The organism is Arthrobacter sp. Dra40, from assembly GCF_059091905.1.
Genome location: NZ_JBNHHB010000038.1, coordinates 1 through 17,692, shown reverse-complemented (window position 1 = coordinate 17,692; position 17,692 = coordinate 1). Strand labels below are relative to the sequence as shown.

The 17,692-nt window shown below is 64.6% G+C and carries 10 protein-coding genes and 1 tRNA gene; 5 read left to right on the top strand and 6 right to left on the bottom strand.

What is annotated here, in order from left to right; genetic code table 11:
• Nucleotides 1-279: 279 nt before the first annotated feature.
• Nucleotides 280-2,307: an acyltransferase family protein gene (locus AC5RWT_RS16590; protein WP_494081117.1), complete on the bottom strand. Its 2,028-nt coding sequence runs from the start codon at nt 2,305-2,307 to the stop codon at nt 280-282.
• 788 nt (nt 2,308-3,095) lie between these two features.
• The gene (locus AC5RWT_RS16585) at nt 3,096-4,292 is read right to left on the bottom strand and encodes a CDP-glycerol glycerophosphotransferase family protein (protein ID WP_494081099.1); all 1,197 of its coding nucleotides are present in this window, start codon (nt 4,290-4,292) and stop codon (nt 3,096-3,098) included.
• 132 nt (nt 4,293-4,424) lie between these two features.
• Here AC5RWT_RS16585 and AC5RWT_RS16580 point away from each other — a divergent pair, with 132 nt between their 5' ends.
• Together AC5RWT_RS16580 and AC5RWT_RS16575 are read left to right on the top strand one after the other, a co-directional pair.
• Nucleotides 4,425-5,927, top strand: coding sequence for a stealth family protein (locus tag AC5RWT_RS16580; protein WP_494081098.1), 1,503 nt, complete (start codon nt 4,425-4,427; stop codon nt 5,925-5,927).
• On the top strand, nt 5,924-9,433 hold the full coding sequence (locus tag AC5RWT_RS16575) for a CDP-glycerol glycerophosphotransferase family protein (RefSeq protein ID WP_494081097.1): 3,510 nt from the start codon (nt 5,924-5,926) through the stop codon (nt 9,431-9,433). The genes AC5RWT_RS16580 and AC5RWT_RS16575 overlap by 4 nt, the downstream gene beginning before the upstream one ends.
• A gap of 40 nt (nt 9,434-9,473) precedes the next feature.
• Here the strand turns inward: AC5RWT_RS16575 and AC5RWT_RS16570 are convergent, their stop codons facing one another.
• The 4 genes from AC5RWT_RS16570 to AC5RWT_RS16555 all read right to left on the bottom strand — a co-directional run bounded on the left by AC5RWT_RS16570 (nt 9,474) and on the right by AC5RWT_RS16555 (nt 13,999).
• Entirely contained in the window at nt 9,474-10,502 is a 1,029-nt protein-coding gene (locus tag AC5RWT_RS16570) for an endonuclease/exonuclease/phosphatase family protein (protein ID WP_494081096.1), read from the bottom strand.
• Between the two features lie 214 nt (nt 10,503-10,716).
• Entirely contained in the window at nt 10,717-11,559 is an 843-nt protein-coding gene (locus AC5RWT_RS16565) for a hypothetical protein (RefSeq protein WP_494081095.1), read from the bottom strand.
• Nucleotides 11,560-11,911: 352 nt separating this feature from the next.
• Nucleotides 11,912-11,984: transfer RNA gene (locus AC5RWT_RS16560), tRNA-Arg, on the bottom strand.
• Between the two features lie 161 nt (nt 11,985-12,145).
• Nucleotides 12,146-13,999, bottom strand: coding sequence for a cell wall-binding repeat-containing protein (locus AC5RWT_RS16555; protein WP_494081094.1), 1,854 nt, complete (start codon nt 13,997-13,999; stop codon nt 12,146-12,148).
• A gap of 777 nt (nt 14,000-14,776) precedes the next feature.
• On the opposite strand from AC5RWT_RS16555, the gene AC5RWT_RS16550 reads away from it, so the two are divergent.
• The 3 genes from AC5RWT_RS16550 to AC5RWT_RS16540 form a co-directional block, all read left to right on the top strand.
• Entirely contained in the window at nt 14,777-15,364 is a 588-nt protein-coding gene (locus tag AC5RWT_RS16550; protein ID WP_494081093.1) for a single-stranded DNA-binding protein, read from the top strand.
• A gap of 94 nt (nt 15,365-15,458) precedes the next feature.
• Nucleotides 15,459-17,141, top strand: a complete 1,683-nt coding sequence (gene ettA, locus AC5RWT_RS16545; RefSeq protein ID WP_494081092.1) for an energy-dependent translational throttle protein EttA — start codon at nt 15,459-15,461, stop codon at nt 17,139-17,141.
• Nucleotides 17,142-17,403: 262 nt separating this feature from the next.
• A partial coding sequence (locus AC5RWT_RS16540) for an N-acetylneuraminate synthase family protein (RefSeq protein ID WP_494081116.1) occupies nt 17,404-17,692 on the top strand: 289 nt, incomplete at its 3' end.

Below are 17,692 nucleotides of genomic sequence, written 5' to 3'. Positions count from 1 at the left end.
CGCCCTAATGCAGTGTCGGAGCAAATTTGTATAAAGAATTTACAAATTCAGGCCAAACCTGCAGCCTCGTGCCCCTTTTGCCCGGGGAAAAGTACCGGTGCCCGCCGGCATCTGGTGCCCGGTCGACAGGTAAAGGCTGCGACCGTTGGGCAGGTACCTGCGCCAACTCGGTGGCCGCCTAGCGGGCCTGGGCGATCCGGGCCTGCCGGACGCTCCGTGCGGGACCGGTGCTGCCGGGGGGATGAGCCCACGCGGCCCGTTCGCGCCGCTCCGGTGCAGCTATTTTGCCCCCGGGCGGGGAGCCGCCAGGGCTTTGCTGATCGGCTGCTCCAAATACGGGACCAGTGAGGAGGCGTAGGTTGCCGTGATGTGGGAGCCATCTCGATAGGCAACCACGGACCCGATGGCCGCCGGGCAGACACCGTCAACGCAGAAGTACTTGTCCAGGTCCACCCGGCTGATGCCTGGCAGGGACAGGTTGCGGACCGCACCGTCCAACGGGTCCATCCAGTGCCAGCTGGACGGCGTGCCGGAGCAGGCGCTGGGGTTGCCGGGGTTCGAGGCCAAGCAGTCGGGGATGTTGCTGATCTTAATTCCCGGATAAGGCGGGTCTTTGATCGCCAGCACGCGGGTGTCGGCCGCGGCCCACTGCTTTATGTACGATTCATAACCGGCGAGGGCAGGCGCCTGAGTGGTGCCCCAGCTCTCGCCCCGCACCGGGACAGACTGGCGTTCTGAGGTGATGACCAAGTCGAACTGGCTGCCCTTGGTCTGCTCCATCACCCAGTCCCCGTAGGCCAGGCAGTTCTGTGTCTTGGTTTCACTGCCTAGCTCAAGCGGGGCGTCGGTCGCGTTACAGCGGGAGGCCAGGAAGGTGGTGATGGTCCAGCCTTGTTGCCCGGCCAGCGCCTGCAGCGCGGGCAGCCACTGTCCGGCATGGGAATTGCCCACCAGTGCGATCCGCACCGGCCCCTTGCCATAACGGCACACCGGCCGGTCCGCGAAATCATTGGTCGCCCAACAGCCGTCCCGGTAGGCATCCGGCAGGTCGTCCTTGGCCAGGGACGGGTCCGGCACAAGCGTCGCCTGCGGATCCTGCGGGCAGCGGTCGAAGCCCATTGCTGCGGCCGCCGCACCGATGCACGGTTCCCCGCTCTGCGTCACCGCGGCCAACTGGCTGGCCGCCACCTGATGGCGCACGCCAACTTCCGCCAGCTGGACACCGCCAAAGACCGCCAATGCTGCCATACCGACGGCGGCAAAGCGGTAACTGGGCAGCAGCCGAGCCGAGGGCAGTGACCGCCGGAACCTGTCTTCAACATAAGTTTTCGTCACAGCCGAGAGGGCCAACGTCAGCGCCAGGACGGTTAGCTGGGCCGGCAGGCCGGCGCCGCCCAAGTGCAGAGGCAGCAGCACGATCAGGGGCCAATGCCACAAGTAGATCGAGTAAGACGCATCTCCGAGCCACTGGACCGGGCGCGGCCGCAGGATCCCGGCGGGGGAGTATGACTGGGTTGATCCTGCCAGCACCACCATTACCGTGCCCAGCACCGGCAACAGCGCGGTATAGCCGGGGAAGGGGGTCTGGGTGGAAAAGGTGGCCCCGGCCACCACGATAGCCGCCATGCCTGCCCAGCCAAGCGCCGCCGTCGTCTGCTGTGAGAGGCGAGTGGCGGCGAGCGGCGGGAGGGTGGCGGCGAAGCCTCCTGCGGCCAGTTCCCAGATCCGCGTGGGGGTGATGAAGTAGGCGCTCGCCGGCTCGGCCGCGGTGCCCAGCACGGAGAAGGCCAGCGAAACCACGATCACCGCTGCCACCATCCACCGAACCGCCACGGCCGGACGGAGGTGCCGTTGACGGGCAGCCGCGAAGACCAGCAGCATCAGCACCGGCCAGCCAAGGTAGAACTGCTCCTCCACGGACAGAGACCAAAAGTGCTGGACAGGCGTGGGGGCGTTATCGGCTGCCAGATAGTCCACCGAACTGTTGGCCAGCAGCCAGTTCTGCACGTACAGCGCCGAACCGATGATCTGCCGGGCAGTGTCCTCCCACTGTGTAGGTGGGGCCAGCAGCCGCGAGCCCACCGCCGTCGCGGCGAGCACAACGAAGGCTGCCGGCAGTAGTCGGCGGATGCGCCGGCCCCAGAACTGGAGCAGGTCCCGGCCGGTCCGCGGCTGCTTGCCGAGCAGATGTGCCGTCATCAGGTAACCGGAGATGACGAAGAAGACGTCCACGCCTACGAAGCCGCCGGTTAGCGTCCCGGGCCAGAGATGGTAGACCACGACCATGGACACGGCGAGCGCCCGCAGGCCTTGGATATCCTGCCGGAAGCCGGCCCTGCGGGGCGTGCTGCCGGAATCATGGCTGGTTCCGGCCGGTGCTGTTGGCTGAGCGTTCGTGGTGGCTCCTGACGAAGGTCACGGCCAAGGTGTGCCGGTCAGTCTACCCGCCGCTCCCCTTGGGAAGAAGGGAGCGGCAGTCGGCTCAGCTTGCTTTGGCTGGCCAGGTAGGAATCGCTATTCTTCTAACGAGGCGTGAACTTGGTCCAGCGCTTGCTGACGGCCTTCCGGAAACCGGGATCGTCATTGGCGTTTCCAGGCTGAGATATCAAAGTCCCACAGCGGTCCGAAATACAGCTTCCCATCGGCTGTGGCAAACCGGCCTTTGAAGTAGCGGCTGCGGGTGTTGATCGTTCGTGATGAGGTACACCACGGGGACTCCGGACTTCTTGGTAACGTCTTGGACGCGTAACTGACAGCGCTGAAGACCGTATCGGTGCTGCCGGCGCCGGTCACCGCACGGTACACGTGCCCGACCTCCAAGGGGTTGGAGATACTGACGTTCGCCTTGCCACCGGAGTCCTGGGAGCCGGTGGCAACCGTCTTCCCAGCGCGCAACCCCAAGATGCGATAGTGCCCGAACGCTACTCTTCGGCCTGTAAGAGGACAACACCTTGTCTCACGCCGCCGATAACGGGCAGGGAAGGCTTGGCCCCCGGAGCCCCTTCCGGGCAAGGACCACGCCCGTTCGAAGACTTACACATGGGCAACCAGCTACTTCTCCCGGAGGTATTGCTTCGATTGCGACAGGGAGGGCTTCAGCCCGCTTGCAGCACCTGCTCTACTGCATTCATAAAGCGTTGGGTGCCAGCCCCCGGTGCCGTATTGCCGAAATGGTGTTCCACCAGGGCCATCTGCTCTTGAGGGACGGGCCGGGACAGCATGCCTGCGAGGATGCTGGGGACGTCTACCGCATCCGTGGCGTCCAGCAGCGGCACGACGGCGGTGATGCCGCTGTCCTGGATCTCGGCCTCTGGATCCACCGGGCGCGTGACCAGCAACGGCTTGGCGTGTGGCAGCCAGTCCATCGCCACCGCCGAGATGTCGCAGATGCATGCGTCGGCCTCGGCCATTGCAGCCGCGACGTCGGGGCGCGTGTCCAGATAATGCCCGGCCCGGGGATCCTGCTGCTGAGCGTTCGTGATGAGGCTGGTGATGTGGCGTACCGCGGTCCGATGGGCGGGGACGCGTACCCCGGTACGCGGGTGCGGCCGGAAGATCAGCCGGTAGCGCGGATCGGCCAGCAGTGCCTCGACGAGGGCGGTGCCGTGGCTGTTCGCCGAACCGTAGGACATCGCCGGCCGGTCCCCTTCCCAGGTGGGGGCATACAGCACAGTGGTCCGTCCGCCGTCGTACGCTTTGATGTCCCGCACCGGAGCGTCCAGCTGGGGCCGGCCGATCTCCACCAGCTTGGCTGGGTCCATCAGGTGGAGGCGGCCGAGGATGCGCTCGCGGGACGCGGCACCCGCGATGAAGGCATAGTCGTAGGCCTTGAGTTGGTTTGACGCCATCGAAATCTTGTCGCTCTCGCCGTGGCTCAGGTGCACGTGGCGCGGTCCGGCGAGGCGCAGGACGGTGAAATTGTCCCGGTTGTTGTTCACGTAGAACACCAACCTGACGTGGTGGGAGTCCACGAAGTCCTCCACCTGACCAATGCCGGTGGTTAGGAACACCGGCAGCGGAGAATCCCGCAGCAGCGCAGCGGCCGTTGTCGCCCGGTGCACCAGCACGGCAGTCGGATGCCTCTTGGCCAGCTCCGCCAGCGGCGCCAGCCATTGCCGGAGCTGGTAGGCGCTGCCGGGATCATCGGCAAAGTAGACCACGCAGTCGAACCGATCCGGGGCGCCGGTATTGGCGGCGGCGAGCTTGATCCGGACCCGTCGCTCCAGCAGCGTTCCTGCGGCTCGGTCGCGTGCTAGCTCCAGCGTACGTCGGGCGGTGGCGGCGATGGTCAAGGGCTTTCCTGCTTTCCGTGGGACTGTTACCAGCCTAGTATTCCTGCTGAGGGGGACTACCGGTCCGCTGGGGGAGGGAAACGTATGATCGCTGCAGTGCGGGGATGGTTCGCACGCACCCTTCCCAGGCCCATGGCGCGGACCCTGTTCAACCTTGTCTACGGCAGGACGGGGATGCAGCGCGGCCTCAAGCGGGCCGTGGACCACACCCGGCTGCGGGTCCAGCACACCGAATTGACCGAGGGCGAAGCCGCCGTGTCTGTGGCGGGGGGACTGCTGCCAGCGCGTTCGGTGGCACGGTTCAGCGCAGTCCGGGCCATTGCGGACAACCGGGCTCTGTTAGTTGGAGCCCTCGAGACCGCCGGCGTCGCCTACCGAGACGTGACGCTGCCCGGCGAAGGTCCCACCTTGGACATCGCGCCCGAGCAACTGCAGCAGGCCGTGGCGGCTGTGGCACATGCCGCGAAGGGGCGGCCCGTCTATGTGCTCTCCGGCACGGGGGAGGGTCCGTATCCTGTCGCGGATGCCAAGCCGAACCCGGGCGAGAAGCTGACCTTTTTCGAGGCATTGGAGGCAGGCGGAGTAGTGCTGGCCGACCAGCGGCATGGCTGTGTGCTGAGCGTGGCCGCCGGTCCGCGCCGGACTCTGCCGTTGTATTCGGACGTCACCTTTCCAATTGACGCCGTCTACACCTGGGTGGACGGCGCCGATCCAGCGTGGGCCGCCGAGAAAGCCGAGGCCTGGCGGCAAGCGGTCGACCACGGTGGCGACCGCGGAAGCCGGTACAGCGCGTATTCGGCGAACGAGGCCCGCTTCCGGCAGCATGACGAACTGCGCTTCTCGTTGCGCTCGCTGGACTACTTCGCCCCCTGGATCAACCACGTCTACCTGGTCACCGCCGGGCAGGCCCCGAGTTGGTTGGACTTCGCCAACCCTCGGATCACGCTGGTGCACCACCGCGAAATCTTTGCGGACCCCGGCGCGCTGCCCACCTTTAACTCGCATGCCATCGAGGCACAGCTGCACCGCATTCCAGGCCTAAGCGAGCACTTTCTCTACCTGAACGACGACGTCTTCTTCGGCCGGCATGTGGATCCTGAACTATTCTTCCTCGGTAACGGGCTGACCAAGATGTTCCTATCCAACAAGGCAGTGGGCTTTGGGCCAGGCAGCCCCGAGGACCTTCCCGTGGACAGTGCGGCCCGCCGGAACCGTGAGCTGCTCGAGGCGGCCTTCGGCAAGACTGTCGCCTACAAATTCCAGCACGTGGCCCACCCGGAGCGGGTCAGCACGCTGGCCCGGATCGAACAGCATTTTCCGGACCAGATCCGAGCGACCACGTCGGCGAAGTTCCGCACGCCCGAGGACGTCTCGGTGGCGTCCGCGGTTGCCCACTATTACGGTTACCTGATCGGCACCACAGTGCCTGGACGGTTGAGCTACCGGTACTGCGACATCTCCCAGCCCTCCGCCCAAGGCAAGTTACTGCGGCTGCTACGGGACCGCAGTTCGGACGTCTTCTGCCTTAATGAGGTGGACAGCACCGGGTTGGACGCGGGCGCGCTAGACCGGATGGTGCAGGAGTTCCTCACCGAGTACTTCCCGGTGCCATGCTCGTTCGAGGTGCAAGAGTGACCGCGTCGGCTTCCCTCCGGAGCCTGCTGCGCACGGCCCGGCGGCGCGCTGAGCACGTTCTGGACCGGAGCGCGGCCGGCGCCCGGCTGGAGTTGCACCGGCTGACTGTCAGCCAGCAGGGCACGCAGTTGACGGTGCGCCTGAGACTGTCGGCGGAGCTGACACCGATCGCGCTGTGGACCAGATCCGGGGAGGAGTTCGTCCGTCTGGCCGAACTGAACCCAGTGGCTCCGGCCGTTGCTCCGCCTGTGGCGCCGCGCATTGGTCCCGGCCACGTCGCCGGCCACGCGGGGCCAGAGTACTCGGCAGTGATCGCGCTGGAGGAGTTCCCGGGCGTCGCTGCGCAGCCGGCCCATGACGGCGAGGGTGGTGTCCTGCCGGTGCTGCTGGAAGTCAGGGCCGTGGCAGACCGGTTGCCGCGCTATGCATCAAGGGTTGAGGCGGAAGACGGGCATGCCCGTGGCTTCGTCTCCGTGGGCAGGTTCCGACGCACTAATATCGGCCCACTGCGGCCGGTCACGGCGGACACTGGGAACGTCCTGGCGCTGTATGTGAACCGCAACGGCTTTCTCCGCCTCGCGGTCGACCGCCAGCTGAAGCCCTACAACGTCATTTACGTGAAACGCCTCTCGGTGGCCGGAGGCGTCGTCCGGCTCTCCGGGCGGCTGCGCACGCGCCACGGCGAGGCAGTGCGGGCCGATCTCGTCCTCATCGGCCGCCGCAGCGGAACCCGGTACACCGCCCCCGCACGTCTGGCTCTGGATAGCACCGTGACCCAGCGCAATTTCGGCCTTCACGAATACCGGCTCTCGGTTCGGCTTGACCTGGGCGCCCTATCGGATGATGCACTGACCAAAGACGGCATTCTGGACGCCTGGCTGGAGGTCCATGACCGTGCGTCGGACCAGCCGCACCGCGTGCGGGTAGGCCGCACCCGATATATCGTCCGGACGCTGACCCGGCCCGGCTGGAAGAACCGCGGCGAGCGCACCCTGTGCATCATCCCGTATTACACGTTCAAAGCGAAGAAGACGTCATTCCATATTGAGCTGCTGGATACTGACGCCTTCGAGAGCCTGCAGGAGCACGCCCGCGCCCGGTTGCCCCGGGTGCGGAATGTTGGTAAGGTGGCAGGTCGCCCGGTATGGCTGGTAGGGGAGCAGCCCTACAAAGCCCAGGACACGGGTTTGGCCTTCTTCCAGTACCTGCGCGCCAGCCATCCGGAGATCGACGCTTACTACGTCATCGATCCGGATTCCCCGGAGGTCCGGAACCTTCAGGGTTTGGATTACGTCGTCGCGTATCAGTCCAAAGAGCACGTGGAAGTGGCCCTGAAAGCCGAACGGTTCATTGGCTCGCATCACCCCGACTTCCTCTACCCGACGAGGCTGCCGCAGTTCCACCGTTCGGTGGGGAGCGTGAAGGTCTTCCTGCAACACGGAGTCATGGGGACCAAATGGATGGTGCCTAACTACGGGCGCAATTCCCCGGGCTTCGAAACGGACCTCTTTTTGGTCAGCTCGGAGCGGGAGAAGGAGTACATTGTCAGCGACTTCGGCTACCGGCCGGAGCAGGTTGCGGTAACGGGCCTGTCCCGTTTCGACACTCTCTTTGCCGGAGACGTGCCGGTCAAACCGAACCAGATCCTGATCATCCCTACCTGGCGCGACTGGCTGCAGGATCCTGGCCACTTCGCCGAGTCCGACTATCTGCGCGCCTGGTCTGGTTTCCTGCGGGACCCCCGGATGTCCGCTTTGGCCGAAAAGTACGGAGCAGAACTGGTCTTTTGTCTGCACCCCAACATGCAGCAGTACCGCTCCTACTTCGACGGCGTCCCGGCCCGCGTCATTTCGCAGGGAGAAGTCAGCGTTCAGCACCTGCTTAAGCAGAGCGCGCTGCTGGTCACGGACTACTCCAGCGTGGGATTCGATTTCAGCTTCTTGGATAAACCGGTGCTCTACTACCAGTTCGACAGGGAACGCTTCCTGGGTCCGCGGGGGTCGCACCTGGACCTGGACGCGGAACTGCCGGGCAGGATCGCGTTCGACCGTGACAGCCTGCTGGACCTGCTGGAGGAGGCTCTCGGGGCCGGCTGCACAGTCACCTCGGAATACCAGCGGCGGGCCCGCCGGTTCCTCACGTTCAAGGACCAGCAGAACTGCCGCCGCATTTTCGATGCGGTGCTCGGCGCTCGGCCTGCCCCGCGCGGACTGCGCGACGGCGGAGTACCGGAAATTGTGCAAACCGCGGGCCATCGGCTGCGTAGCAGCCGGTTCTACTTCCCAGCGATGCGCCGATTCTTCCGCGCAGTGTCCCGCACACCGATCGCCGAGGACCTCGTCGTGTTCGAAAGCGGGCTGGGCACCCAGTACGCGGACAGCCCCCGCTACCTCTACGAGGAACTGGTGCGACGCGGGGACCAGCGCCGCAAAGTCTGGATCTACCACCGGAAACTGCCCAGCAGCGATCCACGGACCAAGGTGGTGCGGCGGCTCTCGCCGGGCTATTTTTGGTATCTTGCCAGGGCAAAGTACTGGGTAAACAACCAGAACTTCCCGCACTACCTGCGACGCCGCCGAAATGGCGTGTTCATCCAAACCTGGCATGGCACACCCCTCAAGCGCATGCTGCTGGACCTGGAACAGGTCCATGGCCGTGATGAGGACTATATGGCCCGGGTCAACCAAGCCGTCCGGCAATGGAGCGTGCTGCTTTCGCCCAGTTCGTATGCCACGCGCGCCTTCCGCAGCGCCTTCGGCTATCGGGGGCCCGTGCTGGAGGAAGGCTATCCGCGCAACGACGTGCTCGCGCTGGGCCGCCGGAGTGACGCGGGCAACGTCATCAGGGAGCGGCTTGGCATTCCGCACGGACGTCGGGTGGTGCTGTACGCGCCGACCTTCCGGGACGACCAGTCCACCGGCACAGGGCGGTTCGGCTTTGAACTGCCGCTGGACCTAAATGCCTTCCAACGGCGCTTTGGGACAAACACCGTGCTCCTGCTGCGGATGCATGTGCTGATCGCCAACCGGCTCACCATTCCGGAGAGCGTCGCGGGCTGCGTCCGAGACGTTTCCGGCTATCCGGAAATCCAGGAACTGTTTCTGGCCAGCGACGTGCTGGTGACCGACTATTCATCTGTCCTGTTCGACTATGCCATTCTCCGCCGGCCGATCGTCTTCTACGCCTACGACCTGGAGCATTACCGGGACACCCTGCGCGGCTTCTACCTCGACTATGGTCCGGACCTGCCCGGGCCGGTGGTCAAGACCCAAGACGAACTGTTCGATGCGCTGGCTGAGGCGGCTGCCCCGGATCCCAAGCGCGAGCTCCGGCTGGAGGAGTTTGCAGCACGCTTCGCGCCAAAGGACGACGGCGGTGCCGCCCGGCGCGTGGTGGACCAAATGCTGCCGCCGGTTCAGCCGCGGCAACGTGCTGATCCGAATGATGCCAGCCCGCCGAGCCACGACGACGGCGATCGCCCGGCGTCGTCGTCGATGCGCCCCTGACCCGCCCGGGGCACCGTCGCCGGCTGGCCGGGGCTCCTGGTCAGAACCACATTCGCCTGGCGCCGGTCCTCGGCGCGGCCGACGGATGCGGCACAATCCCCGGCCCGCCCTCCACTCCACTCGGAGTCGACATAGATTGCTTGGCGGACTTGGCGATAGTGAGGCCCGCCAGCACGGGCATATGGTCCGAGGACCCCGTGTCAATCACCTGGGCCCAGCGCGCGGAGATCGGTCCCCGGGTCAGAATGTAGTCGATCCTCCGGTCCGGGTCATCGTAGGGGAAGGTGGGCTCATCGCCTTCTCCCAGGTCAGCCATCACATCGTGAAATTGTGTCTTGGCAAGGGCCACCACGCCGGAGAAAGGCTGGGAGTTCAAGTCGCCGACAAGGATCGATGGACTGCGGGACTGCCGCGTTATCGCCAGAATTTCCTTCATCGAGGCCAGGCGCTGTTCCTTGCGCTGGTTGTCCAGATGCGTGTTGTAGAAGCTGACCTTGGTGCCTTCAACGTCAACCACCACCTCCAGCATGCTGCGCTGCTTGGTGGGGCGGTGTTTGTACTTGATGTTGGTCAGCATGTGGTTGCGCGCGGATAGGATGGGAAACTTGCTCAGCACGACGACCCCGTGCAGGCCGGGCTTCTTGTGCCCCTTCTTCGGCGGTGTCACGCGGTTAAGTCCAAAGGCAAAATGCATGTGAAGGCGTTTCGCCAGCCATTTGGCCTGGTCGACGAAATCGCTCCGGGCGGAGCGGTGCCGGTCTACCTCCTGTAGCCCGACGATCTGTGCCTCGGCGGATTCAATATCGTCGGCAACGCTCTCCAGGTCAAGGTCGTTATCCTCATCCGTGCCGTGCCGGATGTTGAAGGTCATGACCCGCACGTCGATCCCGACGGCGGTTCCCGGCCCGCCCGTGCTGTCTCCCGCCGCATTGCTGTGCCCGGGCGGGAGCGGGCCCCAGCTTAGGACGTCTGCGGACAGAAACGAAGGGAACAGGACGCCGGCGACAAGGAGCATCGCGGACAGGAAAGCCGCCGGTTTGGACGGCATGACCAACGCGCTTGCGAGCATGGCGCCACCCGCTTTTCCCCCTGGCTGCGGACTGAAACCGCGGTCTGTTTCCGCGGAAGGCCGTGCAGACAGCAGCCAGTATGGACCTGCGCCCAGACGCTGTCAACGAACGGTTTTCTGACTGTTTATCGGTGCCCGGCCTTCCCGCGGTGACAGGATGCAGCCATCGACTTCCGCGGCAGGGCGGCCGGCGCCCAGCCGCGGAAGGGACTTGCTACTGGCCGGTTCCGGCGTCGCCGCCGCCATCAGACGGGGCGCCTTGCTCGGCTGGACCGGGCTCCGGGATCTCTTCCGGTGCCGGGGCCTGGCTCGTTTCGGGAGCAGGCTCGGCGGTCTGGCCCGTTTCCGGGGCAGGGGCAGGGGAAGGGCCCTGTTCCGTGCCGTCCGACTCGCCATTTCCCGGCGCTTCAGTTTCGGTTGAGCTGTTCCCGCCGACTGCGGGATCATCCGTGGGCACAGCGTCGTCGGCTGCGCCATCTTCAGTCTTCGCGGGGTCCTCGTCCTGCTTGGCCGGCTTGTCCTTTTGATCCGAGGCCTCCTGGTTGCCGCCCAAGAAGCCAAGCGTCGTCTTGTGGGCGCTCGAGGCACGGTCAATGCCCGTAGTCGACGAGACCAAGCTGGAGATTGGCTGGCTGGTGCCGAATTCGACTGCGGTAATGCCGACCATCGCGATGGCGAAGGCTGCGGCGCTGGCCAGTCCGACCTTGACCCACGTCATCGGGGCGATGGGCTTTCTGGCAGGTTTAGTCGGCTGTTCGATCGCCTCTGACGGGGCGCTGGCTGCCGCCCTTTCTACCTCCCGGAGGGCGCCCACTCGAGCCTTGGGGATTTTCTTCATCGCCACAGTGGCGGCCGAGCTCAGCGTTCGGGCATAGAGCGCGGCGCCCACGGTAGCGACGACGGAACCAAGTGCGGCGCCGATCAGCGTTCCGGCGACGCCGAGAAAGGACCCCACTACTGCGGAGGTCACCGCGGCCATCGCCGAGCCAATAGTTTGGGTGCCACTTAGTCCTAGAAACGGCTTTCGCGTGTCGTTGGCAGCGGAATCGTCAGCCATATTTCATACCTAATTCGATCAGAGAGAATATTACGGATAGGTAACGATACCTGTGCGCGGTCGGTTCCCGGTACGGCCATGTTCAATTGAGACGCTTCTCACCACAGCGGCCCGGGAAGTCGTTCCGGGGTGCCGGGCTCGGGAACGACGGCGGCCTGCCCGTCTCGGTGACTGGTTGCCGTCGTCATCTTCGCTCCGCGGGATCGGCTACTTCATTGTGACCTCCGCCGGCGCCGCTATAGCGGACTGCGCGCTTTGCCTCAGGCGCGGAACCAGCCGTGCGACCAGCCAGCCGGGTTGATGTCACCAAAATGCCAGTAGGCGCCGCCGCAAGGGCGGCCAGTTCTTATTGTGCCCCGGACAGGAATCGAACCTGCGACCAAGAGATTAGAAGGCTCCTGCTCTATCCGCTGAGCTACCGAGGCTGGCGGCTTCAGCCCGGGCCGCTTACTGTCGACCGGCTCGGGTCAAATCCACCATTTACTCTACCAAGCCGTCGTGATTACGCAGGATCGGCCTCTCAACAGATTGGTCGCGCGCGTGCTCGCTCCTTCAGGACGAATCCAGGCTCCTGTGTTGAGCGCGGTCAGCAGCGGCTCGTCGGTGCCGCGGTTGTCACTACACCGGATCCGCCCGCGATAATGCGCACAGGTGAAGCACCGTAGGACGCCAGAGCGCTCGCGAATGCGGCTGACGCGTGAGCGACCGGGCCAGGCGAGCATGTAGCCCGGGTCAGGAGGAGCGGTGCCCCGTTGATTGCGGCAGCCGGAGCGCTGGCCAATGCGTCAGGATAGTCCAAGCCCGACGCGTACATGATTCGCCACTGAGTAGCGGGGAACTCGCCGCGGGCGACCTTCGCAGCTGTGTCGTAACGGTCGGAACCTGCATAGCGGACCTGGGAGGCGCTGACGCCGACAGACTTCAGGGTTGATGCGATCTGTCCGGCCACCTTTTTGGAAACAGCACCGGTGCCACCGAGGACCACGACCCGGGAAGGCTTCAAGCGTTTCATCGCTGCCGCCGTCGGTTTGGGCAGCACGTTCGGCCTGGTCATCAGAACGGGTGCTCCTTGACCAGCGGCAGCGGCGCCGCCAGCCAAGGCATCCGGGTAATCGGCCCCGGAGGCGACATAAACGGTGCGGGAGGTGCCCCAAACCTGATCCACCAGGGCCGAAGCCGTCTCGTACCGATCGGCGCCGCCAATTCGCTTGACGCTGGCAATCCGTTGGAGGGACCGATGAACGCCGGATCTGACGGCGCCAGTCCCGCCAAGGATGTAGATGGTTCGAGGCTTCAAACGCTTGAGCTCGTTCTGGACGGTTGACGGGACGCTGTTTTTGGCGACAAACAATACGGGACTGGCTTCGCGAGCCGCCGCGGGTCCACCCGCCAGCGCATCAGCGTAACCAGCGCCGGAGGCTATAAAGACACTGTCCACGCCGGGACTGAAAGAGCGCTGCGAAATGGCGACAGCTGTTGCGTAGCGGTCAGAGCCAGCGAGGCGCGAAGTCCCCGGCGTTGTAGTCGATTTAGTGATCCGGGCACCTGACTTGAAGCTTGCATTCTTCGCGAAAGACTTCAACTGGGCAAGGCTGCCACGCCAGACGTTGGAGTCGCCAATGAAGGGACCGGTAGAGCTGTACTGCCAGATGTCCCAGGTCTTCCAACCGTTGGGGATCATCGGCGCGTCCGTGGCAGGCCAGCCGGCGATGGGGTAGCCGGCCACGTGGAGCGGGTGATTCTTGAATGCCGTGCTATTGCCCGTGCACTTGTTCCACCAACTTGCAGTCGTGTAAATAGCCGGCAGCCGTCCGGTCCTGGCTTTGATGGTGTTCGAGAAATCCTTGATCCAGTTCACCAGCGAGGTTGCGGACATGTTGTAACACATGTTTCCGTACAGTTTCGAGTACGGGTTGTGCTCGATGTCCAAGAGAGGCGGCAACGTGCGCCCGTCGGCGGACCAGCCTCCGCCGTTCTTGAGCATGAATTCCGCTTGCGCCTTGCCCGTTGAGACCCTCGGAATGGCGAAATGGTAGGCGCCGCGGATGATGCCGGCCCGATACCCGCGGGTATAATTATTGGCGAAGGTGGTGTCCTCAAAATAGGTCCCCTCCGTGCTTTTGGCGTAGGCAAAGCGAACGCCTTTGTCATATTGATCCTGCCAGTTGACGTCTGCGCCCTGCCAATTGCTGACGTCAATGCCTTGAATTCCGGCGGGACGCCATTTGTCCTCTGTGGCCGAGGTCGTTGCGGCTGGGGCTTGAACGGACGCTGTGCGTTCAACGTCGAGAGTCTCGAGCGTTTCGTCTAGCTTTTGTTGCTCTTCGGGTTCGTCCAGTTTTGCGGCGTTCTCTTCGGCTAGCTCCTGGCCCTTGCCCATGGCGGCGCCGCGTTCTCCGTACAGGGACTTCATGAGTTGCTGCAGTTGCTCCGGAGTCATGTCGTCGAAAGGGATCTCCCCGCCGTCTTCACGGCTACCGGCATTGTCCTCCTCGGTTGAAGGAGACGGATCGTTGTGGCCGTCTCCGGCATGCGGTTGCGTTTCTGTATGAGGCGCTGGTGCCGAGGCTGCGTCCCGGAGCGCAGGTTCCCTCGGCGCGCCGGTAGCGGGTTCCGATGGAGTGGCCGGTGTGGCGGGGACATTCACCGGGGCAGCTTCTGGTGGGGTGCCGTGGGCCGGATTCGAAGTTTCGAAGGCTCCCGCTGCATCCGTTTCTGCGGCCCACGCCGGGGACGCACCCAGTGGGAAGAGCAGCAGTAACGCTGTGCAGCCCGTCACGAGCTTGCGCGGGAAGGGGAAGCGGCTGTCATTGACCTGTGTTTGACCGTGAGCCATAGGTGTCGTTCTCCGGAGTCTCGCTATGGGAAGGACGCGACCAGGAAGAGGGGTGGATCTAGGCGCGATATCGATTCACCGTAGCCTCAAAGCGGCTCACATCATCGGCCTGATTGCCGTGCAAAGCGGAAAACCCCAGAGAGTTCATTTTGTGGACCAGAAAAATTAGCTTGGGCGACCCGGACGCGGGGTTGCTGGCCATACAGACCGGAGAATCCAGCCGCTCTCGGGGTGGGCCGAAGTGGGGCCGCTCCTACACAATGGCCGCTGAGCCACCTTCCGTCCACAGCCACACTCCGGAGACTTCTGTGTCACGTGCTGCTCCAGAAGAGTGATGGGTGCCGGCGTCCCCGCCGGCGACAGACAGATCGGAGGCAGGAGATGAGTGACTACATCACGGTCCGCGGCGTGCTTGGCACGGAAGTGCAGCGGAAGCGGACCAAGAAGGGTGACGCAGTGGCCGAGTTCAGGCTGGCATCGTCCGGGGATTGGCTGAACCGGGACACCGGCGAGTGGGTCAAGGGCGTAACCAACTGGTACACGGTGCAAGCCTTCCGCGGACTGGCTGAAAACTTGTGGAGGAGCCTGTCCAAGGGCGATCCGGTGGTGGTTACCGGCAAGCTGAAACTGCGCCAGTGGGAACTGCAGGACGGCCGCCGCGGCACGTCGCCGGAGATTGACGCCGATTCGATCGGGCACGACTTGCGCCGGGGCACCGCGGAATTCATCAAGAACTGGTCGGCGGCGCCAATGAGTGCAGTGCTGCCGGAGGGCCAGGACGGGCAGCACCTGCGCTCCGGTACGGATTACCGGTCGATGGCGCTGGTGGATCCGGAACTCGCTGAGGCCGGGCCGGACACAGGAGGCGGCGCACCGGCTGGAACCGGCCGACCGGCCATGTCGCCCCCGGGTGAGGAAGCATCCGACGAGGCCGGGGAAAGCGGCGCGGACCTGCCGATCGCCAGCTGAGCGTCCGGTGGCGGGCGGTGGGCGCCCCGGCCGCCATCGGATGGCCTTTGTGCTGAATGTGTGATCGCGGGGCGCAGCGACTAGCCTTGAGGGCATGGCGGAATTCATTTACACGATGACCAAGGCTCGCAAGGCCGTTGGCGACAAAGTCATTCTGGACGACGTGAGCATGTCGTTCTTCCCCGGCGCCAAGATCGGCGTGGTCGGCCCCAATGGTGCGGGCAAGTCCACAATCCTGAAGATCATGGCCGGGCTGGACACACCGTCGAACGGCGAGGCCCGGCTGAGCCCCGGCTACACCGTGGGCATCCTGCTTCAGGAGCCGCCTCTGAACGAGGAAAAGACGGTCCTCGGCAACGTGCAGGAAGGCGTTGGAGAGATTTACGGGAAGATCCAGCGCTTCAACGAGATCTCCGAAGAGATGGCCAGCCCGGATGCCGACTACGATGCCCTGCTGGAAGAGATGGGCAAGCTGCAGGAGGCGATCGACACCGCCGACGCTTGGGACATCGACTCGCAGCTGGAACAGGCCATGGATGCGCTGCGCTGCCCCCCGGGCGACGCCGACGTGACCGTGCTCTCCGGCGGTGAGCGACGCCGGGTGGCGCTGTGCAAGCTGCTGCTGCAGAAGCCGGACCTTCTGCTGCTCGATGAGCCCACCAACCACTTGGACGCCGAAAGCGTGCTGTGGCTGGAACAGCACCTGAAGTCGTACGCAGGTGCCGTCCTGGCCGTGACCCACGATCGGTACTTCCTGGACCACGTGGCCGAATGGATCGCCGAAGTGGACCGCGGCCACCTGTACCCGTACGAGGGCAACTACTCCACCTACTTGGAGAAGAAGCGCGCCCGACTGGAAGTCCAGGGCAAGAAAGACCAAAAGCTGGCCAAGCGCCTGTCCGAGGAACTGGACTGGGTCCGCTCCAACGCCAAGGGCCGGCAGACCAAGTCAAAGGCACGTCTGGCGCGCTACGAGGAAATGGCCGCCGAGGCCGAGCGCACGCGGAAGTTGGACTTCGAAGAAATCCAGATTCCGCCGGGACCGCGGCTGGGTCAGCTGGTCATCGAGGCGAGCGACCTTCGCAAGGGGTTCGGCGACCGCGAGCTGATTAACGGGCTGTCCTTCTCGCTGCCGCGCAACGGCATTGTCGGCGTAATCGGACCCAACGGCGTCGGCAAAACCACGCTTTTCAAGACCATCGTCGGCCTCGAACCGCTGGACGGCGGTGAGCTGAAGATCGGTGATTCAGTGAAGATCTCCTACGTGGACCAGTCCCGCGGCGGCATCGACCCGAACAAGACCCTGTGGGAGGTGGTCTCCGACGGACTGGACCACATCCAAGTGGGTCAGGTCGAAATGCCGTCCCGCGCCTATGTCTCCGCCTTCGGGTTCAAGGGCCCGGACCAGCAGAAGAAGGCCGGCGTTCTCTCCGGCGGTGAACGTAACCGGTTGAACTTGGCAATGACCCTGAAGCAGGGCGGCAACCTGCTGCTGCTCGACGAACCGACCAACGACCTGGACGTGGAAACGCTGTCCAGCCTGGAAAACGCGCTGCTGGAATTCCCCGGCTGCGCAGTGGTGGTCTCGCACGACCGCTGGTTCTTGGACCGGGTGGCCACCCACATTCTTGCTTACGAGGGCACCGAAGAAGAACCGGCGAACTGGTACTGGTTCGAGGGCAACTTCGATTCCTACGAGCAGAACAAGGTCGAGCGGCTCGGGCCGGATGCGGCCAAGCCGCACCGCGTGACGCACCGTCGCCTCACCCGCGACTGATATGTAGGTCCTTCTGATCAACTGCTTGTGAGCGGCTCCCGGTTTCGGGGGCCGCTCGATCCATCTGGGGCCCGGTACGGGGACGCCTCCCTTACCGGGCCCAATAGCACTTATGCGCCTCTGCCGAAAGCGCTTTTTCAGTTCGTCGCTTCCTGTACACCGGCCGGCAACCTAGCTGGCCCTCTTGCTTTACCGTTTGACCATAGCGTGGGGTGGTCATCGAGTCAGCGGTACAGAAAGAGTTACATTGACCACGCACGCTATGCCTTCCAATTCTCCTGCCGGTGCGCCGGCTCCTGTCGCGATCGGTGACGTGCTGGTCGGTGCCGGGCAGCCGGTCTACGTGATCGGCGAGATCGGGATCAACCACAACGGCGACATCGAGATCGCCAAGCAGCTGATCGACGTCGCGGCCGAGGCCGGCGCGAACGCGGTGAAGTTCCAGAAGCGCACCCCGGAGATCTCCACCCCGGCGGACATGCGGGACAAGATGCGCTCCACCCCGTGGGGCGAGATGACCTACCTGGACTACCGGTACCGGGTGGAGTTCG

What these genes read in the sequence shown, in the direction of transcription:
- AC5RWT_RS16580 (WP_494081098.1), top strand. Translation starts at nt 4,425, where the DNA reads ATGGCGCGGACCCTGTTCAACCTTGTCTACGGCAGGACGGGGATGCAG.
- AC5RWT_RS16570 (WP_494081096.1), bottom strand. Translation starts at nt 10,502, where the DNA reads ATGCTCGCAAGCGCGTTGGTCATGCCGTCCAAACCGGCGGCTTTCCTG.
- AC5RWT_RS16565 (WP_494081095.1), bottom strand. Translation starts at nt 11,559, where the DNA reads ATGGCTGACGATTCCGCTGCCAACGACACGCGAAAGCCGTTTCTAGGA.
- AC5RWT_RS16555 (WP_494081094.1), bottom strand. Translation starts at nt 13,999, where the DNA reads ATGACTCCGGAGCAACTGCAGCAACTCATGAAGTCCCTGTACGGAGAA.
- AC5RWT_RS16550 (WP_494081093.1), top strand. Translation starts at nt 14,777, where the DNA reads ATGAGTGACTACATCACGGTCCGCGGCGTGCTTGGCACGGAAGTGCAG.
- ettA (WP_494081092.1), top strand. Translation starts at nt 15,459, where the DNA reads ATGGCGGAATTCATTTACACGATGACCAAGGCTCGCAAGGCCGTTGGC.